The sequence below is a fragment of the Rheinheimera texasensis genome, from assembly GCF_964031785.1.
GTDB lineage: Bacteria > Pseudomonadota > Gammaproteobacteria > Enterobacterales > Alteromonadaceae > Pararheinheimera > Pararheinheimera texasensis_A.
In genome coordinates this window covers 873,559-899,983 of record NZ_CAXIRE010000021.1, presented here as the reverse complement: position 1 = coordinate 899,983, position 26,425 = coordinate 873,559, and the positions used below count along the sequence as shown (strand labels likewise).

19 protein-coding genes are annotated in these 26,425 nt (G+C 52.6%); 11 read left to right on the top strand and 8 right to left on the bottom strand.

The window, feature by feature from the left end:
* The first annotated feature begins 302 nt into the window (after window positions 1-302).
* The 8 genes from manD to ABNT34_RS15520 all read left to right on the top strand — a co-directional run bounded on the left by manD (window position 303) and on the right by ABNT34_RS15520 (window position 13,866).
* Window positions 303-1,511 carry a D-mannonate dehydratase ManD gene (gene manD, locus ABNT34_RS15555; RefSeq protein WP_348733235.1) on the top strand — a complete coding sequence of 403 codons (1,209 nt, stop codon included), beginning with the start codon at window positions 303-305 and terminating at the stop codon, window positions 1,509-1,511.
* A 38-nt stretch (window positions 1,512-1,549) separates the two neighbouring features.
* Window positions 1,550-2,758, top strand: a complete 1,209-nt coding sequence (locus ABNT34_RS15550) for an AGE family epimerase/isomerase (protein WP_348733233.1) — start codon at window positions 1,550-1,552, stop codon at window positions 2,756-2,758.
* Between the two features lie 244 nt (window positions 2,759-3,002).
* A complete protein-coding gene (locus ABNT34_RS15545; RefSeq protein WP_348733232.1) occupies window positions 3,003-5,705 on the top strand; it encodes a TonB-dependent receptor in 2,703 nt (900 codons plus the stop codon).
* 249 nt (window positions 5,706-5,954) lie between these two features.
* The gene (locus ABNT34_RS15540; protein WP_348733230.1) at window positions 5,955-8,216 is read left to right on the top strand and encodes an alpha-N-acetylglucosaminidase TIM-barrel domain-containing protein; all 2,262 of its coding nucleotides are present in this window, start codon (window positions 5,955-5,957) and stop codon (window positions 8,214-8,216) included.
* Window positions 8,217-8,228: 12 nt separating this feature from the next.
* Window positions 8,229-9,356 carry a heparan-alpha-glucosaminide N-acetyltransferase domain-containing protein gene (locus tag ABNT34_RS15535; protein WP_348733228.1) on the top strand — a complete coding sequence of 376 codons (1,128 nt, stop codon included), beginning with the start codon at window positions 8,229-8,231 and terminating at the stop codon, window positions 9,354-9,356.
* A 36-nt stretch (window positions 9,357-9,392) separates the two neighbouring features.
* On the top strand, window positions 9,393-10,499 hold the full coding sequence (locus ABNT34_RS15530; RefSeq protein WP_348733226.1) for a Ca2+-dependent phosphoinositide-specific phospholipase C: 1,107 nt from the start codon (window positions 9,393-9,395) through the stop codon (window positions 10,497-10,499).
* Window positions 10,499-12,247: a glycosyl hydrolase family 28 protein gene (locus ABNT34_RS15525; protein WP_348733224.1), complete on the top strand. Its 1,749-nt coding sequence runs from the start codon at window positions 10,499-10,501 to the stop codon at window positions 12,245-12,247. Before ABNT34_RS15530 ends, ABNT34_RS15525 begins: the two co-directional genes overlap by 1 nt.
* Window positions 12,244-13,866 (top strand): phosphoesterase, encoded by a 1,623-nt coding sequence (locus ABNT34_RS15520; protein ID WP_348733222.1) that lies wholly within the window; start codon window positions 12,244-12,246, stop codon window positions 13,864-13,866. Before ABNT34_RS15525 ends, ABNT34_RS15520 begins: the two co-directional genes overlap by 4 nt.
* A 282-nt stretch (window positions 13,867-14,148) precedes the next feature.
* On the opposite strand, the gene ABNT34_RS15515 is transcribed toward ABNT34_RS15520, so the two are convergent.
* Complete coding sequence (locus ABNT34_RS15515) at window positions 14,149-14,640, bottom strand: HPP family protein (protein WP_348733220.1); 492 nt, start codon at window positions 14,638-14,640, stop codon at window positions 14,149-14,151.
* Between the two features lie 94 nt (window positions 14,641-14,734).
* Here ABNT34_RS15515 and ABNT34_RS15510 point away from each other — a divergent pair, with 94 nt between their 5' ends.
* Window positions 14,735-15,286, top strand: coding sequence for a TetR/AcrR family transcriptional regulator (locus tag ABNT34_RS15510; RefSeq protein ID WP_348733218.1), 552 nt, complete (start codon window positions 14,735-14,737; stop codon window positions 15,284-15,286).
* A gap of 325 nt (window positions 15,287-15,611) precedes the next feature.
* Here ABNT34_RS15510 and ABNT34_RS15505 read toward each other — a convergent pair whose 3' ends face one another.
* From ABNT34_RS15505 to iolC, 7 genes are all read right to left on the bottom strand, one after another.
* On the bottom strand, window positions 15,612-16,544 hold the full coding sequence (locus ABNT34_RS15505; RefSeq protein WP_348733216.1) for a hypothetical protein: 933 nt from the start codon (window positions 16,542-16,544) through the stop codon (window positions 15,612-15,614).
* A 73-nt stretch (window positions 16,545-16,617) separates the two neighbouring features.
* On the bottom strand, window positions 16,618-16,926 hold the full coding sequence (locus tag ABNT34_RS15500; protein WP_348733214.1) for a hypothetical protein: 309 nt from the start codon (window positions 16,924-16,926) through the stop codon (window positions 16,618-16,620).
* Between the two features lie 30 nt (window positions 16,927-16,956).
* The gene (locus ABNT34_RS15495; RefSeq protein ID WP_348733212.1) at window positions 16,957-17,535 is read right to left on the bottom strand and encodes a hypothetical protein; all 579 of its coding nucleotides are present in this window, start codon (window positions 17,533-17,535) and stop codon (window positions 16,957-16,959) included.
* 96 nt (window positions 17,536-17,631) lie between these two features.
* The gene (locus ABNT34_RS15490; RefSeq protein ID WP_348733210.1) at window positions 17,632-18,369 is read right to left on the bottom strand and encodes a hypothetical protein; all 738 of its coding nucleotides are present in this window, start codon (window positions 18,367-18,369) and stop codon (window positions 17,632-17,634) included.
* A 697-nt stretch (window positions 18,370-19,066) separates the two neighbouring features.
* A complete protein-coding gene (locus ABNT34_RS15485; RefSeq protein ID WP_348733208.1) occupies window positions 19,067-20,593 on the bottom strand; it encodes a CoA-acylating methylmalonate-semialdehyde dehydrogenase in 1,527 nt (508 codons plus the stop codon).
* A 9-nt stretch (window positions 20,594-20,602) separates the two neighbouring features.
* The gene (gene iolD, locus ABNT34_RS15480) at window positions 20,603-22,465 is read right to left on the bottom strand and encodes a 3D-(3,5/4)-trihydroxycyclohexane-1,2-dione acylhydrolase (decyclizing) (protein WP_348733206.1); all 1,863 of its coding nucleotides are present in this window, start codon (window positions 22,463-22,465) and stop codon (window positions 20,603-20,605) included.
* Window positions 22,462-24,462 carry a 5-dehydro-2-deoxygluconokinase gene (iolC, locus tag ABNT34_RS15475; protein WP_348733204.1) on the bottom strand — a complete coding sequence of 667 codons (2,001 nt, stop codon included), beginning with the start codon at window positions 24,460-24,462 and terminating at the stop codon, window positions 22,462-22,464. The genes iolD and iolC overlap by 4 nt, the downstream gene beginning before the upstream one ends.
* Window positions 24,463-24,656: 194 nt before the next feature.
* Between iolC and ABNT34_RS15470 the strand changes: the two genes are divergently transcribed.
* Both ABNT34_RS15470 and iolB read left to right on the top strand, forming a co-directional pair.
* Window positions 24,657-25,586, top strand: coding sequence for a MurR/RpiR family transcriptional regulator (locus tag ABNT34_RS15470; RefSeq protein WP_348733202.1), 930 nt, complete (start codon window positions 24,657-24,659; stop codon window positions 25,584-25,586).
* A complete protein-coding gene (gene iolB, locus ABNT34_RS15465; RefSeq protein ID WP_348733200.1) occupies window positions 25,579-26,400 on the top strand; it encodes a 5-deoxy-glucuronate isomerase in 822 nt (273 codons plus the stop codon). Before ABNT34_RS15470 ends, iolB begins: the two co-directional genes overlap by 8 nt.
* Window positions 26,401-26,425: the final 25 nt, after the last annotated feature.

The window sequence follows — 26,425 nt, the reverse complement described above, 5'->3', positions numbered from 1 at the left end:
GCAGAAGTGGTTTGACCAAAAATTTATAGTTGCAAATTGGCCTGTCCGGATGTAAGTTGAATTCAACAGGCTTGACCAATTTAGCCGCGAGGCGCAACAGACGCAACTTTTCAGCGTTTAGTTTGTAAGCGGTCAGACCAGATGGCGAACCGGCGCTGCAGAAAAGCGGGTCACAACAGGCGTCAAGATGGTCAAAGCCTTAGAGTAAAAAGCCGCTGCGTTTATAGCAACAAATGCCAGCGGTGGCAGTAGGGTTACACAGCATTTAAGCAGTTCCGTGTGCGGAACCTCAGAGGAACCAGATGAAAATCATTGATGCAAAAGTCATTATTACCTGCCCGGACCGTAACTTTGTCACGGTCAAAATCACCACGGATCAGGGGCTGTATGGCATCGGTGATGCGACCTTAAACGGCCGCGAGCTGGCGGTGGCCAGTTATCTGCAGGACCATCTGATCCCTTGTTTGATTGGCCGTGACGCCAGCCGCATTGAAGACATCTGGCAGTTTTTTTATCGTGGCGCTTACTGGCGCCGTGGTCCGGTTGGCATGACCGCCATCGCTGCTATTGACGTGGCGTTGTGGGATATCAAAGCCAAAGCCGCCAATATGCCGCTGTATCAGCTGCTCGGTGGCCGTAGCCGCGACGGCGTGATGGTGTATGGCCATGCCAATGGCAACACTATCGCCGAAACTGTCGCTGAAGTCGGGCGTTATATCGACATGGGCTACAAAGCCATCCGCGCCCAAACCGGTGTGCCGGGCCTTGCCAGTACTTATGGTGTGTCAAAAGACAAAATGTATTACGAGCCGGCCGACAACGACCTGCCAAGCGAAAATGTCTGGTCCACCAGCAAATATCTGAACAGCGTGCCTGAGCTGTTTAAAGTGCTGCGCGAAACTTATGGCTACGACCACCATCTGCTGCACGACACCCACCACCGCCTGACGCCGATTGAAGCGGCGCAGCTGGGTAAGTCATTAGAACCGTACAAATTATTCTGGTTAGAAGATGCAGTACCGGCCGAACTGCAGGAAGGTTTCCGTTTATTCCGCCATCACACCACGACGCCAATTGCGGTCGGTGAAGTCTTTGCTTCTATCCATGATTGCCAGCAACTGATTAGTGAGCAGCTGATTGATTACATCCGCACCACTATCGTGCATGGCGGCGGTATCACGCATCTGCGCCGGATTGCACATCTGGCCGAACTTTATCATGTCCGCACCGGCTTCCACGGCGCGACGGATTTAAGCCCAATCACTATGGGCGCGGCGCTGCATTTTGATACCTGGGTACCAAATTTCGGTATTCAGGAATATATGCGCCACACGCCGGCTACAGATGAAGTGTTCCCGCATGATTATCACTTCGCCAACGGCTATTTATATGCCGGCGAAAAACCGGGCCATGGTGTTGATATCGACGAAAAACTGGCGGCGAAATACCCGTACAAACGAGCCTATCTGCCGGTTAACCGGTTAGAAGATGGCACCATGTTTAACTGGTAAGCCAAAGTTCTGACCAAGGATCAGCAGGAACACAGCAGATGCAAACAGCAACCACTGAATTTTATAGCACCGGTTTTATCCGGCAGCATTGCCACGACATCCTCGAGTTTTACGACCCGCGGGTGATAGATGCGGCCGGTGGTTATTTCCAGAATTATTATGATGACGGCAGTTTGTTTGCGCCCGAGTTTCGCCAGCTGGTCAGCAGTACCCGGATTATTGTTAATTACGCCAGAGCCAGCCGCGAGCTGGCAGGGCGCAATGGTCAGCAAGAACTGGCGGAAAAATACCGCGCTTATGCATTACATGGCCTGCAGTATCTGGAAAACGTGCATTTTCAGCGCGAGACCAAACAATACGCCTGGACCTTACGCCAGCATCAGCCGGATATTATGACGCAGCAGGCTTATGGTTATGCTTTTGTGCTGCTGGCCTATGCCCATGTGCAGCTGGCTCAAATTGCTGATGTCAGCACGCAGCTTTGCCAAACCTGGGATTTGCTGGAGCAGCGTTTCTGGCAGCCAGAATATGGCCTCTATGCCGACGAAATCAGCAGTGATGGCGTGTTAAGTAGTTACCGCGGCCAGAATGCCAATATGCATTTATGTGAAGCCATGCTGGCGGCGTATCAGGCAACGCAGCAGAGTCATTTTCTCCAGCGCGCTCAGCTGCTGGCGCACAACATCACAGTGCGTCAGGCCGCGTTAAGCGGCGGACAAGTGTGGGAACACTACACGCCAAAGTTCGGGCTTGATTTGGAATACAACAAAAACGACCCGAAAAATCTGTACCGGCCCTGGGGTTTTCAGCCTGGTCATCAGACTGAGTGGGCGAAATTGTTGTTACAGCTAAATCGCTTAGCACCGGACCCGGCTTTAGTGCGCCGCGCCGCCGAATTGTTTGACCGCGCTTATGCACTGGCATGGGACCATGAATATGCAGGCCTCATCTATGGCTATGATTTGGATGGCGTCTGGTGCGACGACGACAAATATTTCTGGGTGCAGGCCGAATCTATGGCCGCTGCGGCACTTTTGTATCAAACCACTGGCGATGCGAAGTATTTGCAGAAATATCAGCAGCTGTGGGCTTATTGCTGGGCATTTTTTGTCGATCATCAGCACGGCGCCTGGTATCGCCTGCTGAACCGGCAAAACCAAAAAGTTTCCAATGAAAAAAGTAGTGCCGGCGCTAAGTGTGATTATCACACGCTGTGCGCTTGTCTGGATGTATTGGCCGCGCTTTGAAGTGCGGCCGGGGTATTGACCTGTGACTGAGAGGTTGTAGTCCTCAGTTTTGCGATGTAACGGGTGAAATACCGTCTTGAGATCCGGCCGGTTTGACGCAGTAAAAACCAGTACTGCGCCAAATTGGCTAAAACTGTGGTAAAAAAAACGCCATAACTGACACCGGTGTCATCAGGCTTTCACTTAAAAGCTGAGACTGGGAAGAAAAGGCGATAAAACAAACACATCAGAAACAGGGGTAGATATGTACAAGCAGCAGAAAACAGCGGTCGCGCTGGCCGTGCTCGCAGCACTTGGCGCAGCCTTCAGTGCCGGCGCCCAGCAAACCAACCAGAATAATAAAGCCGAAGAAACTGAAGTCATTGAAGTTAAAGGCTTCCGCGACTCGGTGATCAAAGCCAAAGATTTAAAACGCGAAGCCATGGTGGCGCAGGATTCTATCGTCGCTGAAGACATCGCCGACTTCCCGGACCAGAACTTAGCCGATTCACTGCAACGTGTACCTGGTATTGCCATCACCCGTGAAGGCGGTGAAGGCCGGCAAATTTCTCTGCGCGGCTTAGGCCCGGATTTTACCCGCGTGCAAGTTAATGGCATGGAAGCGCTCGGTACTTCGTCCTCGCCAATGGACAGCCGCGGTGCTGTTGGCCGCTCGCGTGCTTTTGACTTCAACATTTTTGCCTCTGAATTGTTTAACCAGATTGACGTGAAAAAGTCATATTCTGCAGATCAGGAAGAAGGTGGTATTGGTGGTATCGTCAATTTACGTACAGCCAAACCTTTTGATTACGATGGTTTTCAGGGCGCAGTCGCCGGCCAGGTCGGCAGTAATTCAAACTCAGATGCAACCAAACCACGCTTGGCCGCTATGGTGTCTAACACCTGGGGTAAATTTGGTGCTTTAGCGTCTGTCGCTTATAGCCAGAAAGAATCATCCGAAGTCGGTTACAACACTATCCGCTGGCGTCAGGTGGCAAGTAGCAATATCGGTACTGGCGTGGATGCGGCCACTGCAGCCAAAGTCAAAGCCGGTCAGGTTTGGTTTGCCCGTGGTAACCGTTATTCCGAGTGGAACAACGAGCAGGAACGCCTCGGCATGACCGCTGCTTTCCAATACCGGCCAAGCGATGATTTAAAATTTGCGCTTGATATCATGCATGGCAAACTGGACAACGAAGGTGACGAGCATCACATTTCCACCGGCGGCGCCAGCAGCACAGCACTGGGCCGGCTGGAAGAGATTAAAACCATTGATAACAATGGTGATATCGAAGCCGTTTACGCCCGCTTCAGCAACGTAGTCACCCGCACGGAAAACCGTTCTGATTTAAACAACACCACTTTTGACCAGGTAACATTCAGCACCAACTGGCAGGCCACTGACAAATTAGGTGTGGTGTTCCAGCTGGGCACCAGTTCGTCTGATTACGAACAGCCGCGCGTCGATAAAGTGAACCTGACCCGCACCGGCGGCACTTTAACCACAGATTTTACCCAGGACCGTTTCTACGGCATCAACACTTATGATTTTGACCCTGCAGCCACCGCCGGCTGGACCGTCAACGATCTGTATTTCCGTGAAGATTACATCAGCAACGATTTTGATAATGCCAAAGTCGACTTTGATTATGCGCTGACCGACAGCAGTACCCTGACTTTTGGTGCGAACTTTAAAAAGTTCTCCAACGTCGGTGAAAACCGGGAAGATGCCGGTTATGTACAGAGCAAAGCCACACCGCTGAATAATGGTGTCAAAACCATTAATGCAGATGTGGTCAATGTGTTCCAGCACCCGAACATGTCCTGGTTACAGGCTGATGTCGACGCGCTGCAGAAGTTCTACGGTATTCACAATTTAGCGCTTGGCAGCGACAAGATTATTCAGACCAACTCTTACACGGTGGAAGAGGAAAGTAACAGCCTGTACAGCCAATACGCCTGGGATAGCATGCTTGGCGGCAAAGTGCTGCGCGGCAGTGTCGGCGTGCGTTATTACAAAACTGATCTGACTTCGATTGGCGTGTCCAAAGGTTTACCTGTTGAAATCAGCCGAGACTACTCAGGTGTGTTACCAACACTGAACCTGGTGTACGAATTAGAAGACGATTTGCTGCTGCGTTTTGGCGCCAGCAAAAACTTAACCCGGCCTTCATTAAGTGCGATTTCGGTCTCGGCTAACGTCGCACAGATGACTGGCTCGCCGGGTGAAGTGGGTAAAATCACTGTCGGTAACCCGAACCTGGAGCCGTTTGAGTCCGTCAACTTCGATTTAGCTTTAGAGAAATATTACGAAGGTGTGGGTTCGTTGTCGGCGGCAGTGTTTAAAAAGGACATCGAAAACTTCATCGTCACCGAAGTAACCACGATGAAGTACAGCGACACTGGTCTGCCGACGACTTTGCTGCCTAACGGCGCCACAGTCGATACGCTGTTTGACGTGACCTCGCCACAAAACTCTGATAAATCAGCGATTAAAGGCGCGGAACTGGCTTACCAACGTGATTTGGATTTCCTGCCGGAGCCATTTAATCAACTGGGCGTGATCGCCAACTACACCTGGGTCGACGGCACTGCTTTGTACCGCAACGTGCAAGGTACTGGCCAGACACAAGAGAAGAGCTTCCCGGGCTTGTCGAAAAACAGCTACAACCTGACGTTCTATTTCGAGACCGACAAATTTGGTGCCCGTATTGCCGCGGCCCACCGTGCGGATTACATCAGTGTGGTGGAAGGTGGTTTACGTGACGAAGACGAACGCGGCTTCCATGCCACCACTTTTGTTGATTTCTCGGCGTTTTATCAGTTCTCAGAAAACCTGAAATTCACCATTGAAGGCATCAACCTGACGAACCAGCGTGAAGAGCAATACAGTGACTCGAACGACCGTCCGTACAACACCACGACCAGTGGCCGTACTTACAGCGCGGGCTTCAGTTACAAGTTCTGATCTGCAGGCGGCTTTGCCGCCTGATGTTCGTTTTGAGGTGAGTTTTCGGCGGCATGGAAGCTGCCACATTTTGTGTGCACCGGCGGCATCTGAGATACAGTCCTGCGTCCGCCGCCGGTTTTTTTATTAACGCCACACCGAATTTAATGCCTGTGGGGCGAGCGCGATGCGCTGTTAAAAAACTTCTGGAGAATCCTTTTGCTCAGCACTTTCTTTTGCCGTCGCTCTGTTTGCTTGCCGCTGCTGGTATTGACCCTCTCCACTCTGACGTCCGCTGTTTCAGCGTCAACGCAACCTGCCGATGAATCCGCAAATCAAGCCGCCTACAGCACACTGCAGGAGAACACGGTTGAGGCAATTTTTCAGCGTCTGAGCGGTGACAGCAAACTGCCGCTGCAATGGACTTTGCAAAGCGATAGTCAGCCGCATTGGGTAGAAACCAGTATCGAAAACGGCGTGATTAAAGTGCGCGGTAATGCCGCGACTGCACTGGCTTATGGCGCTTATCAGTTGCTGCGCAGCCAGGGTTATCTGAGTGTCAGCTGGGAAGGTAACCGGCTGGCTTTGCCGGCAATTTTGCCCGACGTAGCGCCGCAACGACTCGACAGTCTGTTTACCGACCGCGCTTATCTGAATGTCTGTGCTTATGGTTATTCCAGCCCCTGGTGGGACTGGCCACGCTGGCAACAGGAAATCGACTGGATGGCGCTGCACGGCGTGACCCAGCCGGTGGCGATGGAAGGGCAGGAGTTTATCTGGCAACAGCTGTGGCGCGAATTTGGCCTGAGCGACACTGAACTGACGCAATATTTTTCCGGTCCGGCGTTTTTGCCCTGGCAGCGCATGGGCAATATCGAAGCGCACGCCGGCCCTTTACCGCAATCTTACATTGAGAAAAAACGCCAGCTACAGCGCCAAATCCTGACGCAAATGCAGGCGCTGGACATGCAGCCGGTGGTGCCGGCGTTTTCCGGTTATGTGCCGGCTGGCTTAAAGCAGTTATTCCCACAGGCGCGGATCAAAAAAATGAAAGCCTGGTCCGGTTTTGCCCGCGAAACCTACTGGCTGGACCCGGCCGACCCGCTGTTCAGCAAAATTGCCAAAAGATTTATTGAGTTATATCAGGCCGAATATGGCCCGCAGCGTTATTTCCTGCTCGATGCTTTTAACGAAATGCTGCCGCCGGTATCCACGGCTAACAAAAACGCTGAACTGGCCAATTATGGCGCCGCTTTGTACCAGACCTTAGCGCAGGCCTCGCCGGGCGCGATTTGGGTAATGCAGGGCTGGATGTTTGGCTCGGATGCACATTTCTGGGATTTACCGGCGATCGAGGCGTTTTTAAGTAAAGTGCCGGCCAATAACATGCTTATTCATGACATCGGCAACGACAGATTTGACGTCTGGCAAAAAGCCAAAGGCTTTTATGGCAAACCCTGGGTCTTTGGTTTTATCCACAATTATGGCGGCAGCAATCCGGTTTATGGCGACTTTGATTTTTACCGCCACAAAACCAATATCGCGCTGAATCACAGCGATAAAGGCCAGCTGCGCGGTTTTGGCGCTTTCCCGGAAGGCATCCATTCCAATAGCCTGGTGTATGACTTTATGTTTGATTTGGCGTGGCAGGCGAAAAGTACGGCACCGACTCAGCAAGCATCTACCACCGACTGGTTAGCGCAGCAGCTGCAGGCGCGGTATGGCAAGCTGGACCCGGCCGTCAAAGCGCAGTGGCTGAATATCTACAAAGCGGTGTACAGCACGCGTTATTGGGAACCACGCTGGTGGGAAGATGCCGCTGGCGGCGCTTTATTGCAAAAACGGCCCAAGCTGGACTACCTGCGTTACAGCGGCGCGCCGGGCAATCTGATGTTGCTGGACCAGGCGCTGCGTGATTTAACCCAGTTGCCAGCAAGCGCATTAAAAGCACCGTTGCTGCAGTTTGATTTAGTTGATTTACAGCGCCACAGCGCCACACAGCACATCGATATGCTGCTGCAGCATACGATGCTGGCGTACAGCCAGGGCCAGCTGGCGCAGGGCGATAAACTGCGGGCGCAAGTCAAAGCGCTGGTTCTCGCCGTCGATGCGTTAATGGGCTATCAGGCGCCCGGCACTAAACGCGAAACTTTGTATTCCTGGGTAGCGGACGCACGCGCTTATGGCGACACCGCTACTGAGAAAGCCTTGTACGAGCACAATGCCAAACTGCAGGTGACACGTTGGGGCGGCGATAAACTGAAAGACTATGCGTCCAAAGCCTGGTTTGGCTTATACGCCCAGTATTATTTGCCGCGCTGGGAGCTGTTTTTCACTGCGCAGCGCGAGGCGTTAGTGGCAAAAAAAACTTTTGCTGCCAAAGCCACTGAGGCGAAATTAATTGCCTTTGACGACGTCTGGCTGCAACAGCCGCTGGCAGCGCCGCAACAGGCACCGGCGGATTTGAAGGTTGCACTTACGGCCATTCAGCAACAAATTCTGGCCAGTAAAGCGCCACCTTCTAACCTGTAACGGAAGACGTTGATGCAGAACAACCGACTGATAGCGCTGGACCTGTTTCGTGGCCTGACCATCCTGATGATGATTATGGTCAACAGCCCCAATACTTACGGCACTTTTTCCCATGCTTATTGGGATGGCGTCACTTTTGCTGATTTTGTTTATCCGTTTTTTCTGGTGATTGTCGGTGTGGCGATTGGCCTGGGTTTTGCGCCACTGCCCGGTGGGCAACAGCGTAGTAGCGCGCAAATTCGCCAGGCTTTACCGAAAATAGCGCGCCGCACTGTGCTGTTATTTGCGCTTGGGCTGTTCGTCAATCTGATGTATCTGAAATTCAGCGATGTGCGGATGCTTGGCGTGTTACAGCGTATTGCGATTGTCTATGGCGTCTGTGCCATGCTGACGTTGTATTGCCAGTGGCGCAGTTTACTCGCCATCGCACTGGGTATTTTGCTGGGTTATTGGCTGCTGATTTTATGGCTGCCGGCACCGGGCCTGGTGGCCGGCCAGCTCGAACGCGGTGCCAATCTGGTGAACTGGGTCGATAGCGCCTTTTTGCCAGGCATGTTGTGGCGCGGCAGCTGGGACCCGGAAGGTTTACTCAGCACTTTACCGGCCATCAGCAGTGGCCTTGCCGGTGTGTTGCTGGCTCGTGTGATTCAGGCCAGTAAAGGCCTGGACTTGCATGTGTTAGTCAGCCGGCTTTTTGTGGTCGGCGTGCTTTGTTGTTTTGCCGGCTGGTTATGGAGCCTGGAGTTTCCGCTGATTAAACAGATCTGGAGCAGCTCTTTTGTGCTGCTGACCAGCGGCATGGCGGCGATAGTACTGGCTACTTTGCTGTGGTACTGCGACTGTGCCGGTTATCGCGCTTTGACCCGGGTGCCGCTGATTTTTGGCTCTAATGCCATAGTGGCTTATGTGCTACACGTGGCGCTGGAAAAGCTGTTGGAAGTACCGCTTGGCGCTGCTGCTATAACCGCGGGGGGCAATGCCGCAGGCAGCCTGTCGGTGCTCGGGCATTATCAGGCTTTTGCGCTTGAGGCTGGCTTTAATCAGTTCTGCACTGTGGGCCTTTGGATGCTGCTGTTTGTCGGTTTGTGTTATCTGCCGGTGTACGCGCTGTATCGCGCCAACATCTTTGTGCGGATTTAGCCAGTGTTAGCCGTCGCGCTGTGGGCAGCTTTAAATATGACAGCGGCACCTTTGCCGGACTGCAAGCTTAATCAGGCGCGTTGGCTTGGATCACACAATAGTTTTAAACCAGTGTTGCCGGCGGCTTATTACGAGGCGCTGGACGCACGGCTGCAGCAGACGCCGCGCACGGCAGCTCAATCAACAGCGCAAGCACTACAGAAACTGCAGAGCCTGCGTTACGGCCATGCCAGCCTGACCAGCCAGCTCAATAGCGGCTTGCGTCTGCTGGAGCTGGATTTCCTCAAAGACGACGCCGGTGGCAGCTTTGCTAAGCCCTTGTTTGGCGCTGAGCTTAAACAGGCGTTGCTCGCGCAAACTCAGCAAGATTTATCTGCCCGGTATTTCCCTGCAACATTGACCCAGCCGGGTTTGAAAGTGCTGCATTTGCCGGATATAGACTTCGCCAGTCATTGCGCTCAAGCCCGTGACTGCATTGCCACTCTGGCGCAGTGGTCGAAAACCAATCCCGGCCACTGGCCTGTGCTCATTGTGATTAACGTGCGCGAGCAGGGCGCCGGCGCTTATCTGCCGGCAGACTTTGCCAAGAGCGCTGCAAAAGTCGCGCCCTGGCAGGCTAAAGATTATCAGGCGCTGGAGCAGCTGTGGCTGGAAGGCCTTGGCCGTGAACGGCTATTGACGCCGGATGATGTGCGTCAGGCGCCATTAAGCCTCTCGGCCAGTATCCAGCAACATGGCTGGCCGACGTTAACACAAGCCGCCGGGCGTTTTGTGCTGTTATTTGATGGCTCACCGGCGCAGCTCGCGTTGTATCGCACTGATCACCCATCGCTGCAAGGACGGCTGATGTTTGGCAATTATCCCGCAGGTACTGATGAAGCGGCCATTTTGGTGCTAAATGACCCGGCGAGCCAGCAGGCTGAAATAACCAGCGCGCTGGCGCAAGGTTTGCTGGTGCGCACCCGCAGTGATGATGGCAATGTGCTGAAACCTGCCCGTTTTAGCCATGCGCTTCAAAGTGGCGCCCAGTTTATTTCATCGGATTTTTATTTGGGCGCGCCGCAAGGCGAGCCCGCGCTGCAATTTCGCCTGCCGGACGGGCCTTTTACCGCAGCGTTTTGTCAAACCAGAGGAACTCCCTGATGCTGAGCCGTCGTACTTTTCTGCAATCGGCGCTGGCCGCTGCTGCCGCTACACCTCTTTTGGCAAAAGCAGGGGCAAAAGCCGAACCACAAAGCCGGTTGGCGCAATTTGAACAGTGGTATCTGCAGTTGGCTAAACACAATAACAGACCAGCATTGCCTGCCGGCAAAAGGGTGCTGGTGCAAAGCTTGGGTGTCGCTGCCGATGGCCGCAGTAAAGTCACAGCCGCGCTGCAGCAGGTCATTGATGCTTTAGCCGCCGGCGGTGGTGGCACTTTGCAATTTGGCAAAGGTCAGTATCTGAGCGGTGCTTTGCAGCTTAAAAGCGGTGTGACACTGGAGTTTGATGAAGGCGCAGTGCTTTTAGGCAGTGTCGATATAGCTGATTATTATGATGAAAAAGGCCAACTGCATGCGCTGCTGTGGGCCGACCAAGCCAGCAATATCGCCTTGGCAGGCAAAGGCCGAGTGGACGGGCAGGGCCGGCAGCTTGCTAATAATATCAGTGATTTACATCATTCCGGTCAGCGCATCGAGCCGGATTTTAACCTGTGGCGTAACCGCTCGAATCATCGGCCACAAGTCATCGCTTTTACTCATTGCGAGCAGATCCGGATTTATGACCTGACCATCGCCAACAGCGCGGCCTGGGTGCAGCACTATGGCGCCTGTGCCGATCTGGTCATAGACGGTATCCGCGTCGACAGTGACTGCTACTGGAATAACGACGGCATCGATATCAACGACTGCCGCAAAGTGCGCGTCAGCAACTGTTTTATCAATGCCGCTGACGATGCGATTTGCCTGAAATCGACCAAAGGCCTGTACAACGAAGACATTGAGATCTTTGAGTGCGTGGTGCGCTCCTCGGCCAATGGCGTCAAGTTTGGCACTGAGTCACAAGGCGGTTTTCGCCGTGTCAGCATCCGCAACATTATGGTGTTTGACACCTACCGTGCCGCAGTGGCGCTGGAAAGTGTCGACGGTGCTTTTTTAGAAGATGTCGAAGTGGACGGCATCGATGCGCAGCACGTCGGCTGTGCACTGTTTATCCGCCTGGGTCAGCGCAATATGGGCGTCGCGCCTGACAAAGCGGTCGGCACTTTGCGTAATGTGCGTATCCGTAACCTCAAAGCCAATATTGCTTTTGGTCCAGCCGATTTGGCCTATCAAGTGCGTGGGCCTTTGTTAAACGCGCTGCATAACCCCATTCCGGCCTCAATTACCGGCCTGCCGGATGCAAAAGTGCAGGACGTATTGCTGGAAAATATCGACATCAGTTATCCGGGCCGCGCCAACACAGGCATGGCGTACCGGCCCTGGCATCAGCTGCATCTGGTGCCGCAGGAACGCGCGGCTTACCCCGAATACAGCATGTTTGGTGAGCTGCCGGCTTATGGCCTGTTTGTCCGCCATGTCGATGGGCTGCAACTGAAAAACATCCAAATCCGCTGTCGCGACGCCGATTTTCGCCCGGCGTTGGTGCTGGACGACGTGCGCCGGCTGAGCCTGCAACAAGCCCATTTCGCCGGCACACAACGCCCGCAACTGGTGCTGCAAAATGTGCCGCAGCCGTTGTTATTAGCGCTTAGCAGCGACTCTCAAACTGGCGCGGCTGAAATACTCAGTGCTGACAATGGCGGCATCGCCCTGGTGAAACCGCTGGCGCCTTATTTCGACACGGTGGCAGGGCCTGATAAAAACGCCACACTGCATTTTGCGCCGGCAGCGCAAGAGAAAAAATCATGAAAACAGTGTTTTTTGCAAAGCCGCTGAGTTTCTTCACGCCGCAGTGCTCTTTAGCGCCGCTAAGCCTTGTTATCGCTTTATCGCTGGCGGGCTGTGCGCAGCAGAGTCAGCAATCAGAAGGCCAGCAATCACAAGGTCAGCATCAGGCTCCAGCGCCAGCAAAACGCTGGCTGGCCGGCGACCACCATATCCATACCCATTACAGTGTAAAATGGGACAACAGCGTTTTTCCGCCCAAACCTATTATTGGTGGCGATGCCAAATATTCGATCCCGCTCAACGCCCAGATGGCCAGTCACTATGGCCTCGACTGGATAGTGCTGACTGACCACGGTGGCCCAAACCGCGCCGAGCTGGCGTTAAAACAAGCTTATCCGGAACTGTTAGCATCACGGCGCGCGCTGCCGCAAATTTTGCAGTTTCATGGCATGGAGTTCGATGTGCCGGGCAATGCGCCGGGCGGCCGTCACGCCAGTTTGATTATGCCGTACCGGCCAGATGCGGTGGTAAATGGCAGCAGGCCCAATGAAGCCGAACAACTGTTTAGCATTGAGCGGATTTACAATGGCCGTCAGGGCGTACCGCCGGGGCCAGAAAAAGCCGACGATGCTTATATGCTCAAAGCCCTTGCGGCGATGTCTAAGCTGCCAGACCCACCGTTATTGCTCGCCAATCACCCGGCGCGCCTGGCCAAGGGCTTTCGGCAATACTTTAAAATCACCCCGAAGCAGCTGCGTGACTGGCAGGATACCGCCCCTGGCGTGATGATCGGCATGACCGGCGCTGAGGGCCATCAGGCTGCGACCTTAAACCCGGACGGCAGCCCAAAACCAGATGGTATTCGCGGCGAATACCCGGACCATCCAACCTACGGCGGATATGATCAGATGACTGCCCGTTTAGGCGGGGTCTGGGACAGTTTATTAAGCGAAGGCCGCCGGTTTTGGGTGACCGGCGTTTCTGACAGCCACGGCCACTACACCGACGGCTGGGCCGATTTCTGGCCAGGCCAATACGCCAAAACTTATGTGCTGGCCGACAAAAACTACGACGCTATTTTTGCTGCACTGAAAAGCGGCAACATCTTTGTCACCACCGGTGATTTAATCGATGAACTGGACTTAAGCGCACAAGTGCAGGGCGTGCAAGAGCAGGGCGCACAAATGCAGGGCGCTGACAGCACAAAAGTAGCAAAAGCCGGCGAGAGCCTGCAGGTCAAAGCCGGCAGCAACGTCTTGGTTCAAATCCGCTTCCGCGTGCCAGCCGCTTTAAACGGTGGGCTCGAACGACCGCAAGTGGCCCGGCTGGATGTCATCGGCGGTCAAATCACTGACCCGGCAGCCGACCGAAATAATGACCGTAATAGCGACGAAGCACCACAAACCCGCGTGCTGCAACGCTTTGACCAGACTGAGTTTCTAAAGGTTAGCGACGACAGCCACGGCGTGGTCTACCAGCTCAGTTACTCGCTGAAAAACCTGCAACAAAACCAATACATCCGCCTGCGTGGCACTAACCAGCGCGATGAGCTGGAACCCAAAGCCGATACCAAAGGCGAAAACCCCTGGAGTGATCTGTGGTTTTACAGCAACCCGGTGTTTATTGAAGTGGGGCAGTAGGTTGCTGTGCGGCTGCCGATGTCGGCTTTACCGGGGGGCTGACAACAGCTTAAACCGCGCTATGGTGGCAAAGCCAACACCGCCACCACTACGTTCGCCCGTTCGCGCCTCCCGCGCTCACTTTTGATCGCTCACTCCGCGGCTGCCGATGCTGGCTTTGTTAGAGTTTGGGCGGGGCAGCTTTCAGTGACTAGCGAACCCCTCGTTATTGGAATGGAGCAATGCTGCAACCAACCTTTTACATTGCTCGAAATCTAATAAAATCAACGTTTAACGAAAATTTTATGCGTTGCGGATCTCTGTCGACCGTTTTGTCTGTACCCTGACTTTTTCCCACTTAGCGACGCACATCTGCATCCCTTTCCCCACCAATACAATCAGCAGCGCACCTGCTAACACTGGCGTAATTAAGAAGCCCCAACTTTGGCCTGACAGCATGATCAATAATGGATTTGCGCCTGCCGGCGGATGTGTCGTTTTTGTCATTAACATCGCACTCACGGCAATTCCCGTCGCCAGCGCCAATGTCACGGGCGTGACACCAATGCACTGCGTAAAAAACACGCCAATAAAAGCAGTGATTAAGTGGCCAAATACGACATTTCTAGGCTGTGCCAGCGGACTGCCCGGCAGCCCAAACACCAGCACAGCCGTTGCGCCAAAAGGAGCCATTAGCCAGGCAACTTCGTTCATTGTTGAATCGAGAAAAGACAGCAAGCCTATTGCTAAAAAAGCCCCAAGCCCGGCAAAAATCGACATAACCATGCTATTCATAACTACACTCCGGTGATGTAGACCGAATTGTCTACATGGCTAGGGTAGACAATTCGGTCTACATATGTCAATCTCTGTTTAAAGGAGAAAGCAGATGAACCCAAAGCGACAATTACTGATAGATACAGCTTTAGACCTGTTTTATAAAAACGGCATAAATTCTATTGGGATCAATGAAGTAATCAGTGTTTCCGGTGTGGCAAAACGTACGCTTTATGCTCACTTTGCAAGTAAAGAGGCGTTAATTGTGGCGGCCTTGCAACAACGACATGAGATTTTTGCGGCGTGGCTGGAGCAGAAGCTGTCTGGTTCGAATTCAAATCAAGAGGTGATTCAGCGTTTATTTTCAGCGCTGGCCAGCTGGTTTGAGCACAAAGAAAATACGTTAGGCGATTTCAGAGGCTGTTTTTTTATCAACACTTCAGCCGAATTCAGCGATATGAATAGCGAAATTTTGCAATTCTGTCGCTTCCATAAAGAACAGGTACGGGAAATTATCAGCCGCCACTTGATTGATGCAGATAGCGCATTGCTGGACGCAATCTGCATCATGAAAGAGGGCGCAATCGTTATCGCACAGCTGGGCGGGGATGGCGCATCGGTCACAGCCAAATGTACCGAAATGCTGCAGGCGCTTGAGAGCTGAGGGTGCCTGGTGCCTGGTGCGTTGTGCGGTTGTGTGAGTTCGGCGAGGTGATGTGCCTTCCGGGCTTTGTTTACTTTTATGGATAAGCGCTTGGAACGGTTAACGACTTGTATCGTGGCAAAGCCAACACCGCCACCACTACGTTCGCCCGTTCGCGCCTCCCGCGCTCACTCTTGATCGCTCACTCCGCGGATGCCGGTGTTGGCTTTGTTTGAGTTTAGGGTTGTAGCTATGAGGGATAAGCTAATGCTGCAAGAACGCGCGACTTTGTAGTGAAGGTAATGCCGTAACGAAAAATACGTTGCTTTGCCTCGATTTGTTAACACTAAGGAGCTTTTGCGTACTCTTCATCGATTTCTACCGCAATTTTCTTAAGAGCATCTATATGCTCCACCAGAAATGAAACAAATATATAGGCATCTTTGTCATTTAGCTTTGAATCAGTTTTATCTTTAAAGTACAGCTCTAACAGAGTCATAGGATAAGATAGTTTTTCATAGTGATATTTTATAGATTCATTTACATCCCACTCACCACGGACTTCGAGCTTATTATGAAAATCATCTAAGCAATTTTGAATAAGCTCTAAATGCATTGCGCCAAGGCAATACTTATCCTCACCAGAAGTGGCCTCGAATAATTTTCCAAAAAAGTAACGAATAGTGTGAGGAAAGCAATCAATCAACTTTGTTCCTTTATGCATTTTACGATGCTCCGTCTCTTGCATTTCCAGCTCATCGACAACTTTCGACAAGATCTCTCCTAGATACGTCTCTTGTATTTTTAATAGCTTAGGAATGTTTACATGGTCCATCTTATAGTCATTGCCTTCAGAGTAAACTGTCATCAGATCAAAACCTGAAGGACTCAAGGACGACCTTGATATAAAACATGATTTTGACTGTCCATTTTCCTTTTGGAACCCTGGGTGACCTGCAGCACTGTTTCGAACAATCCTAATATCTTCAAGCTCTTTGGGTAACTTTACTTTTATATTTAGCGAAGCTGCTATGTGTTTCGCTGCATCTTGTTGTAATAACAGTGCTTGCAGAATTCCATAAATGATTAGGTACCTTGCACCATCATCTTCACTTTTACAGAGTAATGGATACGATTCAATTGCCAACTGTGTATCACCAATAAGATCCAATGAGCTGCACAGCTTATTCCAATCAGCAGTGTTCTCTAATAAAGAAGATTGGCGTCTGGCACTATTTATAAAATCTCTAATTCTTTGCTCAAGATCTGTTATTTTCATATAGTGTTAACTACCAAATTTAACGAGGAAAGCCGCGCAGCAAGTGCTTTTTGCTGTCGATAAAATTTGTTTGTTATATTTTCAGCTCAGCAAAAGCTTTGACGATTTCTTTAACTTCATCAAGTTGATTCACGTACCAGTAATCACGCCCCATGTCCTGGCCATGCGCTGAACCAAATTTCTCGCGTAAAACTGGGCCTAGATGACTAACAACGAGCCCAGTTGGGTAGAGCCTGAATTTGTAGCTATACGGTTGAAACCACAAGCTACCATCTTTACTTCTTAGGTTTTTATGCATAATTCTATGCCTTTCGCCCTTATTAATTTTTAGGCGAAGAGTAGGGAATTCAGTTACGAATTTATCTATATCATGAGATTTCACGTTCTACTCCTTAGAAATATAACGCCGAATTCAGCGGCAGATGCTGCAACGACTTGTTATTTTTTTTGTTTCTTCGCTTTCAAGGTAAGCAATAAACCCTGAATAAAACTGTAGGATTATGCCTTTTATTTGCCTCAAGTTGTAATGTTGATTATTAATTTCCAAATACAAACTGGGCTCTACAGATGTGAAGAAATATTGGTAGGAATCTTTAATCACTGGTTCTGTTTCAACAGCTGTTACCGGATTGTTTTTGAACCAATGATAGTGTTTACTTGCATTAGCAGTATACCAACAAGCGTTAATAACATTTACTATATCAAAACGAAAGTCACGTGCATCATTAGGTATGCAACTGCTATCAGTAATCCAATTCAGAGCTAGCTCCGGGATTATTAGAGCTTCTTCCGTTTTAACAGCCACTTCTACATTACTGACAAAACTACAGTTTTTGTAATGTTTAGTTATCCACTCGTATAATACTGAAGCTGTTATAAAAAAATTAAATACGTCATATGGATGAATGTTTGCTTCAAGGCGATCGCCGTCAAACTGCAATTTTTCTAATAGATCTTTGGGCGAATCGATTCCAAATGTGATTCTTTTCATTGGCTACCTTAATCACTCGATACTGAACGCATATAACTATCGCAACACCGCACAATTTGGAGCGCAGCGGAGAATTTTTCCGTGTGCTTGCGTTTGTTAAGCATTGCCACTTCCGTGTGCGATTATTATTTCGCTATAAAACTTATCAGCTTTAAATGCCCAGTTATTGACTATATCTAATGCCTCCCTAATTGGGACTGAGTGTGTTTCGTAATCTGATACCCAAGAGCCTATCAGGATGATGTTATTCCACTCATCCGCCTTCTCTTCATCTGCCGCATAATCAATATGAGTGATGCTTGTTTTGCTTAGCGCTTTGACCAATTGCTTAATTTGTTCATCTGAAAAGCCACGCCCTATCGACGCGGTCAGACCAGGAGGCACGTGACCTTTAGGACCGCCGAAATAAGTAGAAATTGGTATATTACATTCTTTAAATACACTTTCTATCGTTTCAAACCCTTTGATATTTTGATTAAGCTGAATACTATAACCATCCCAGATTCCACCTTTCTCTTTTGGAGGCTCTTCAGTAACTTCGTGTGATTTGTTTTTCTCCCTACCATCTTTGCTTAGTAAATATTCGTGGTAAAAAGAATCCTCCTGCATTTCCGGGCGGAATTTAGTTTGAAGTAGAAATATACATACAAGAAATATTGGCACGTTAATCACTGAGGCAATAACTAAAGTGGCCCTTAACCAGGAGGGAGTTTCAATTGCTGAAGCTGCAGAAAGAAAGCTTCCATTTACTAGAACCAATCCAACTAACCATGACGCCAGCAACTGGATTGGTTTTGTTATTTTATTAGGTTCAATTCTTTGACTATTGCTCATATGTAATTCTGCTTAACATCTTAATCAAATGCAAAATGCACGCTGTAAAGCCTGTGCTCTGCCTTTGATGTTTTTAACATCAGTTAACACTACCGAAAAAAGATACAGACCTCAAGCCTTTGTGGGTGCTGTATTATTTGTAAAAAGAGAAAGCGTGCAGGGGCATTTGATTTGGGACTGATCATCAAATTTACATTTGTCCGGTAGTTTTTTCTGATGGCCTGCTGTCGAAAAAGATTGCTGATGATGCAAATGCACTCGAAAAACGGTCGGGCGACAACGTTAGCAGACCCTCTGCGGCAGGGATGCCGCAGAGGAGCCTACATGGACCGTATTCACGGCGAGTCTGCGTTGTTGTTGACCGTGCCGTTTGCCACGGATTCGCCCTGAAGGCTTGTTATTTCCGAGTCTCTGCCGGCGGGCTTGTGACCTCCATCGTTTGACGACCAGTTTGTTGTCGTCCGCTGTGATGTTTTGGGGGAATTCATAGATGTACGGCGTTTGACGCCCAGCGGGCTTCGCTAGCCGATACCTACAAGTCTGCGAGACCCGGTCTGTGAGACCCAGAAGTATTCACGGCGTGCGTGTGACGACCAATCATGTGTAACCGCCCGTGCCGTTTGCTGCTATTCCTGTGGATATACAAAAAGCCCGGCAACAATGCCGGGCTTCGGTTTTCTAGAACAGAATCAACACCTTACTTCATCGTCGGCATTGAGAACTGATTGCCGGTGACCGGGCCTGTTGGCCAGCGGGCGGTGATGGTTTTCATTCGGGTGTAGAAGCGTACGCCGTCAGGGCCGTGCATGTTGAGCGGGCCGAATACGCTGCGTTTCCAGCCGCCGAAGCTGTGGAAGGCCATTGGCACCGGGATCGGCACGTTGATGCCGACCATGCCGGCCTGAACTTGTGCGGCGAATTCGCGGGCGGCTTCGCCGCTGGCGGTGAAAATCGCAGTGCCGTTGCCGTATTCGTGCTGGTTGATAAGCGATAAGCCTTCAGCAAAAGACGGTACCCGCACTACAGACAGCACTGGGCCAAAAATCTCTTCACGGTAAATCCGCATGTCTGGCGTCACATGGTCAAACAGGGTGGGGCCAACAAAATAACCCTGTGGCTGGCCTTCAACTTGTCCTGTAACAACTACTTGGCGCCCATCACAGAGCAAAGTCGCGCCTTGCTCGACGCCGCTGTCGATATAACCGCGCACGCGGGCAGCGTGCTCTTTACTCACCAGCGGGCCTAAATGTGGCTCTGGTTGATCCTTGCTAAAGGGGCCAGTGCCTGGGCCGGTTTTGGTCTGGGCAATTTCGGCAGCCAGTTTGGCCGTCAGCGCATCGGCTACTTCGTCGCCGACACACAGCGCAACGGAGATTGCCATGCAGCGCTCACCGGCCGAGCCGTAAGCGGCGCCCATTAAGGCGCTGACTACTTGGTCTAAATCGGCATCCGGCAGTACCAGCATATGGTTTTTGGCACCGCCTAAGGCCTGCACGCGTTTGCCGTGGGCAGAACCTGTGGCGTAGACATATTCGGCAATGGGGGTAGAGCCAACAAAGCTGATTGCCTGCACGCGCGGGTCAGTTAAAAGTACGTCGACAGCGGTTTTGTCGCCGTTGACCACATTAAACACACCAGCCGGCAGTCCGGCTTCAACCAGCAGTTCAGCCAGACGCAGCGGCAGCGATGGGTCACGCTCAGACGGCTTTAACACAAAGGTATTGCCGCAGGCGATGGCAATCGGGAACATCCACAGCGGCACCATGGCGGGGAAGTTAAACGGCGTGATGCCGGCGCAGACGCCGAGTGGCTGCATCAGGCTGAAACTATCGACACCGCGGCCAACGTTCATCGAATGCTCGCCTTTTAGAAGGTGCGGAATACCACAAGCGAATTCAACGACTTCGAGGCCACGGGTCAGCTCGCCGAGCGCGTCGGAATAGACTTTGCCGTGCTCCTGGCTAATCAGTTTGGCCAGCTCGTCGCGATGTTGCTCCAGCAGCGCCTTAAAGTTAAACATCACACGGGCGCGATTGAGCGGCGTCACCTGGCTCCAGCTGGCAAAAGCCTGCTGCGCACTGGCGATGGCCGCTTCAGTGTCGGCGACACTGGCCAGTTTGACCTGACGGATCACTTCGCCGCTCGCCGGGTTATACACCGGCGCTACGCGCTCGCTGTGACCGGCCTCGGGTTTGCCGTTGATAAAATGCAGAAGAGTTTGCATAAAAACGCCTTAATAAGGTTGCTGTTGTTGTTGGCTCTGATAACGGGCGAAGGCTTGTTGCACTTCGTCGCGGCTGGACACGGCCGGAATGGCGACGTCCCACCAGCTGCCGTTGTCAGTACTGACGGCCGGATCGGTTTTGATTTCAATCAGATAGCTGCGATCGGCGGCGCGGGCGCGGCTGATGGCCTGCTCCAGCTCCGCCACATTGGCGACTTTTTCACTGAGTGCGCCCAAAGCGCGGGCATGCAGGGCAAAGTCGATATCCGGTGCACTGCCTTCGCAGTCGCGCCATAAATTGTTAAAGGGCGCGCCGCCACAGCCTTGCTGCAGCCGGTTGATGCAGCCAAAACCGCGGTTATCCAGCAGCACCACGATGATTTTTTGCCCCAGCATCACGCTGCTGGCCAATTCGGAATTGAGCATTAGATAAGAGCCGTCGCCGACCACGACAAAGACTTCACGCGCAGGTGCCGCCAGTTTGACGCCAAGGCCACCGGCAATTTCGTAGCCCATGCAGGAGAAACCGTATTCGAGGTGATAACTGCCCGGGCCTTCGGCGCGCCAGAGTTTGTGCAGCTCGCCGGGCAAACCACCGGCAGCACAGACCACCACATCACTTGGCTGCGACTGGCGTTTGATGGCGCCCAGCACCTGTGCGTCTGAAGGCAAGCCACTTAAAGGCGGCTGGGTCAGTGCTTCGTACTTTTGCTGCCACTGCTGATTAAGCTGTTTGGCATGGCTGAGCCAATTGGCGTCGATGGGCGAGGACTCCGGCCAGTTGCCGGCCTGCAGCGCGTCGTCCAGTTGTTTTAGCACAGTGCGGGCGTCGCCCACCAAAGGCAGCGCCTGATGTTTGTGCGCATCAAATGCCGCCACATTAATTTGCAGCAGTGGCTTGCCGGCAAAACCGGTGCGTGACTGAGTGGTGAAATCCTGCAGACGGCTACCGACGGCGATAATTAAATCCGCTTCCTGCGCCAATTGATTGGCAGCCGCCGAGCCGGTGACGCCAATGCCGCCGACCGCGCACGGATGTTGCCAGTGCAGGCTGCCTTTACCGGCCTGAGTTTCGGCCACCGGCATGCCATAACGGGCAGCAAAATCGGCCAGCTGTGCAGCGCATTGGCTGTACAGCACTCCGCCACCGGCGATTAACAGCGGTTTTTTCGCGTGGCTCAAAAGCTTCAGCGCATCAAAAATCTCGGCCGCATCAGCCGGCTGGCGACGTGGCCGGTGTGTAGTCGGGGCAAAGAAACTTTGAGGATAATCATAGGCTTCCGCCTGCACGTCTTGCGGCAATGCCAGTGTGACCGGGCCGCAGTTGATGGGGTCGAGCAGCGTTTGTATTGCGACCGGCAATGAGTGAATGAGCTGCTCGGGCCTGTTAATACGGTCGAAATAACGGCTGACCGGGATAAAACAGTCGCTGGCGGCGGTATTCGGATTGCCAAAATCTTCGATTTGCTGCAGCACCGGGTCGGGTTTGCGGTTGGCAAAATGGTCACCCGGCAACAGCAACACCGGCAAGCGGTTGGCATGCGCCAGTGCGGCGGCGGTGACCATATTGGTAGCACCCGGGCCAACAGATGTAGTGCAGGCCATCAGCCGGCGTCTGTCGTTGGCCTTGGTAAAAGCAATGGCCGCATGCGCCATACCTTGTTCGTTGTGCGCGCGCAGCGTCGGTAAAGTGTCGCGCACCTGATACAGTGCTTCGCCAATACCTGCGACATTACCGTGACCAAAAATGGCAAATACACCGGCGAACAGCGGTTCAACACGGCCGTCGTCCTGCTGGATAAACTGGTTGCTTAAGAACTTCACCAGCGCCTGCGCCATGGTCAGTCGGATGGTGCTGTTAGGGTTTTTCATAAAGATGCTCCTGCTTCATGAGGACCTGTGGCGCTGTGACCTGCCGCTTGCTTACGTGCGAGCCAGGCTTCAGTCAGTTGGCGATAATTGGCGCGGATCTGCGTTTGCAACTGACCATCGTCAATCTCGCCGCTTAACCAGGCTTTAGCCGGTGCGCCAAAAATAGTGCGGCCGATGGCAAAACCACGGCAAATCGGGAAGGACGTAGTAGTGGCAAAGGCCGCACAAAGGTCGACGAGAGGGGCATCCAGACCGAGTAAAATCACGCCGCGGCAATGCGGCGCCTCGCGCTGAATAAGATCACTGACGGCTTGCCAGCCTGTTGCCGTTTGTGGCGGCAGCTTCCACCAGTCCGGCCGCACGCCGAGCTGATAAATCTGCGCCATGGCGTTACAGACTGTTAAATCATCGATCGGTAAATCTTTTGGCGGTATCACTTCGAGTAATAACTCATGGCCGGACAGGGCACAGGCCTGATACAGCTCCTGAATTTGCCGGGCTTGTTGCTGCCATAATGCTTGCGCATCGTCCGGGTGCATAAACACCAGACATTTCACCGTATGGCTGCGTGGCCAGCTAACCAGCCGTGAACCGATAGAACGGCCACCTTCCAGCTCCAGCGGGCGTGAACCCGGCACTTCCACCGGCCGGCCAATCCACCAGCGGTTAGCTTTTTCTTCAGTAAAAAGCCCGGTCACATCATTCAGCGCGTCCTGACCAAAAGTGTCGTCAATCAGCACTCCTGGCGCATAGCCTTTAGCTGTCAGCTGTAGCGCGGCCACTTCAGCCTGTGCGGCCTGCAGAATCAGCTGTTTCAGTTTCGGTAGCCGCGCTGTGCTGGCGCCTGTCGCTTCGCACATCTCAACAAATTGTTTGCGATGGTCAAACGCCAGAATACACAGCTCCGGCCACTGCGCAGGCTGGCGTGTGGTGACGCGGTGCAGGTAATTCAGTTCGCTGTCGATGTCCGGTCTTTTGATGTCGTGCTGGCGGGCGATGTAATAATCCAGCTCTTCCGGCGTGGGAATGGCCGGCGCGCAGCCGTGGCGCGACACCACTAAAGCGCCGCAGGCATTGGCGTAGGTGCAGGCCTTGTCAAAAGATTCACCGCGCAACCAGCCGCGCAGGAAACCGGCCATAAAGGCGTCGCCGGCACCTAATACATTCAGCACTTCGACCCGCACACCGGCAGCAAAAAAGGCGTCGTCGAGGCTATCCGGAATAGCGCCATCAAAAATGCTGCAGCCGTCGGCGCCGCGTTTGAGCACAATCACGGCGTCGGTCAGGCGGCGCAACGTTTTCAGGCAAGCGATAGTGTCGGTGCTGCCACCGGCGATATGCACTTCTTCTTCGGTGCCGACAATCAAATCACACAAAGGCACAATCGACTGCAAATGCGCGCTGACGCTGTTATTGCTGACAAAACGGTTGTCGCCTTCGCCGGGCCGGGTTAAACCCCACAGTACCGGGCGGTAGTCGATGTCCAGAATGACTTTGGTATTGTTGGCGCGGGCATAACCAATGGCAGTGCGGGCGACATGGTCCACATGGGCAGTGGAAAAGTGTGTGCCGGTGATAAGCAGCGCTTTGCTCGAGGCGATATAAGCTTCGTCAAAATCGCTGACATCAATCGCCATATCGGCGCAATCAGCGCGGTAAAACAGCAGCGGAAACTGCTGTTTGCTTTTTATCGATAAAATCGCCAAAGCGGTTAACCGGTTCGGATCAGTCACCACATGACTGACATCACAGCCGGCGCTTTGTAATTCCTGGCGGATAAACTGGCCAAATTGTTCGTCGCCAACCCGCGTCAGCATCGACGCTTTAAGGCCAAGTCGTGCTGCGCCAAAAGCGATATTGCAGGACGAACCACCGAGTGATTTGGCAAAGGAGCTGATGTCCTGCAACCGGTCACCAATCTGTTGGCCGTACAAATCGACCGAGGCACGGCCTAAGCAAATCACGTCGAGCTTTTTGTCTGAAATTAGTACTGTCACCCGCTGACTCCTGCTGTAAAAAGCTGTTTTCATCGCATCTGCTACCGGTGGCCAATAAAAAAAGCACACAGGCAGCGTTGCTAAAATTTTCGTCAGATTAGAATGAAAATTCTATTAGATCAACTATTGGAATAAATATTTTATTGAGTTAGACTCCAGAGCATCACAGTCCGCCGATTGGTTTTTTTCGCAATATGGCCACAGCACCAAGCACAACGAACACGCAGCCAACCGCTACGCAGCCAGCCGCTACTCAGGCTGAGCTGGAACAACAGATCAGCAGCCGTTTTAGCAGTCTGAGCGACCGGCTGCAGGTGATTGGCCGTTATTTACTCGACCAGCCACAAGCGGTCGCGCTTGGCACTGCGGCGTCTATCGCGCAGGCCGCCGGTGTGCACGCCTCGGCGCTGGTGCGTTTTGCCAACGCCTTTGCTTTTACCGGTTTTTCTGAGCTGCAACAGCTGTACAAAACCCAGCTATTGCAAAACCAGCCGGACTATCAGCAGCGTATTGCCGCAGTGCAGCAAGACCATTCAGTGCCGGCCGACAGCGCGGGCCTGAATTACCTGCAGCAAATCAGTAGCGCCAACCAGCAGGCGCTGAATCAGCTGTGCCAAAGCATTGATGCGTCAGCCTTATCTGCCGCCACCAGCCTGCTGGCTAAAGCCAGATTGATCCATTTACAAGGTGCGCGCCGGGCTTTTCCGGTCGTTAGCTACGCCAGTTATCTGCTGGGTAACACTGGCCTTGCCGTGCATTTATTTGACGGCACCGGTTATATGCAGCAGTCGGCGCTGAATCTGCTCGGCGCCGACGATGTGTTGCTCGCAGTCAGCTTCGCGCCTTATGCTGCCGAGACCCAAACCGTGGTGCAACGTGCCAAAGCGGTTGGCTGCAAAGTGCTGCTGATCACTGATAGCCGCGTCAGCCCACTGTATCAGCTGGCCGACCATACGCTGCTGGTGCGCGAAGCCGAGTTACACGCCTTTCGTTCATTAAGCGCCAGTATGAGCCTGGTGCAGGCGCTGGTGCTGGGCTTGATTCATGACCACTTAGGGCATGAACAGCAGACACCTGAGCAAACCAACGCACACTGCATCAAACCGGAGCTGCCAAATGCCTGAGACAAGCTCTTCATTACACCGCAAACCGACAGCGCCGGACGCTGCAGGTTTTATCCAGCGGGTCACGCCGCAAAGTGCCGGCTGGCAATATGTAGGTTTTGCAGCAGCACAGCTTAAAGCTGGTGCTAATTTGGCTGTCGACAGCGACAGCACCACCGAGCTTTGTGTCGTCATTTTAAGCGGTATCGTTAGCCTCGACTGCGGTGAGCAGCAGTTTCTGCAGGTCGGCAAACGCATGTCAGTTTTTGACGGCACTGCGCCTTATGCGCTTTATGTGCCGCCGGGGCTCGCGCTGGAGATTTTCGCCGACACTGACGCCGAAATCGCTTTGTGCCGCGCGCCTGCATCCGGCAACCAATATCCGCTGCGGCTAATAAAACCCGAAGACTGCACCCGCGAAACCCGCGGCCAGGGCACTAATACCCGGCTGGTGTGTAATATTCTGCTCGGTAACTTGCCGGCAGAGCGCTTGCTTATTACTGAAGTCATTACGCCGCCGGGCCACTGGTCAAGCTATCCACCGCATAAACATGACGCCGACATGCTGCCGGTCGAAAGCGCGCTGGAAGAAACTTATTATCACAAACTCAATCCGCAGCAAGGCTTTGCCTTTCAGCGCGTTTATACCGATGACCGCAGTTTGGATGAAACCATTTGTGTTGAGCACAACAGCTTAGTACTGGTGCCGCGCGGTTATCATCCGGTCGGCGCGCCACACGGTTACGAGCTGTATTACCTCAATGTGATGGCCGGCCCAACGCGGCAGTGGGTGTTTAAAAATGACCCGCAGCATGAATGGATCATCAAAAAATGAGCGCCACAGCCGGTATGCGACATGC

Coding starts and splice junctions, on each gene's coding strand:
- ABNT34_RS15470 (WP_348733202.1), top strand. CDS start 24,657: ATGGCCACAGCACCAAGCACAACGAACACGCAGCCAACCGCTACGCAG.
- ABNT34_RS15495 (WP_348733212.1), bottom strand. CDS start 17,535: ATGAAAAGAATCACATTTGGAATCGATTCGCCCAAAGATCTATTAGAA.
- ABNT34_RS15550 (WP_348733233.1), top strand. CDS start 1,550: ATGCAAACAGCAACCACTGAATTTTATAGCACCGGTTTTATCCGGCAG.
- manD (WP_348733235.1), top strand. CDS start 303: ATGAAAATCATTGATGCAAAAGTCATTATTACCTGCCCGGACCGTAAC.
- ABNT34_RS15520 (WP_348733222.1), top strand. CDS start 12,244: ATGAAAACAGTGTTTTTTGCAAAGCCGCTGAGTTTCTTCACGCCGCAG.
- ABNT34_RS15505 (WP_348733216.1), bottom strand. CDS start 16,544: ATGAAAATAACAGATCTTGAGCAAAGAATTAGAGATTTTATAAATAGT.
- iolB (WP_348733200.1), top strand. CDS start 25,579: ATGCCTGAGACAAGCTCTTCATTACACCGCAAACCGACAGCGCCGGAC.
- ABNT34_RS15530 (WP_348733226.1), top strand. CDS start 9,393: ATGACAGCGGCACCTTTGCCGGACTGCAAGCTTAATCAGGCGCGTTGG.
- ABNT34_RS15510 (WP_348733218.1), top strand. CDS start 14,735: ATGAACCCAAAGCGACAATTACTGATAGATACAGCTTTAGACCTGTTT.
- ABNT34_RS15515 (WP_348733220.1), bottom strand. CDS start 14,640: ATGAATAGCATGGTTATGTCGATTTTTGCCGGGCTTGGGGCTTTTTTA.
- iolD (WP_348733206.1), bottom strand. CDS start 22,465: ATGAAAAACCCTAACAGCACCATCCGACTGACCATGGCGCAGGCGCTG.
- ABNT34_RS15490 (WP_348733210.1), bottom strand. CDS start 18,369: ATGAGCAATAGTCAAAGAATTGAACCTAATAAAATAACAAAACCAATC.
- ABNT34_RS15545 (WP_348733232.1), top strand. CDS start 3,003: ATGTACAAGCAGCAGAAAACAGCGGTCGCGCTGGCCGTGCTCGCAGCA.
- ABNT34_RS15485 (WP_348733208.1), bottom strand. CDS start 20,593: ATGCAAACTCTTCTGCATTTTATCAACGGCAAACCCGAGGCCGGTCAC.
- ABNT34_RS15535 (WP_348733228.1), top strand. CDS start 8,229: ATGCAGAACAACCGACTGATAGCGCTGGACCTGTTTCGTGGCCTGACC.
- ABNT34_RS15525 (WP_348733224.1), top strand. CDS start 10,499: ATGCTGAGCCGTCGTACTTTTCTGCAATCGGCGCTGGCCGCTGCTGCC.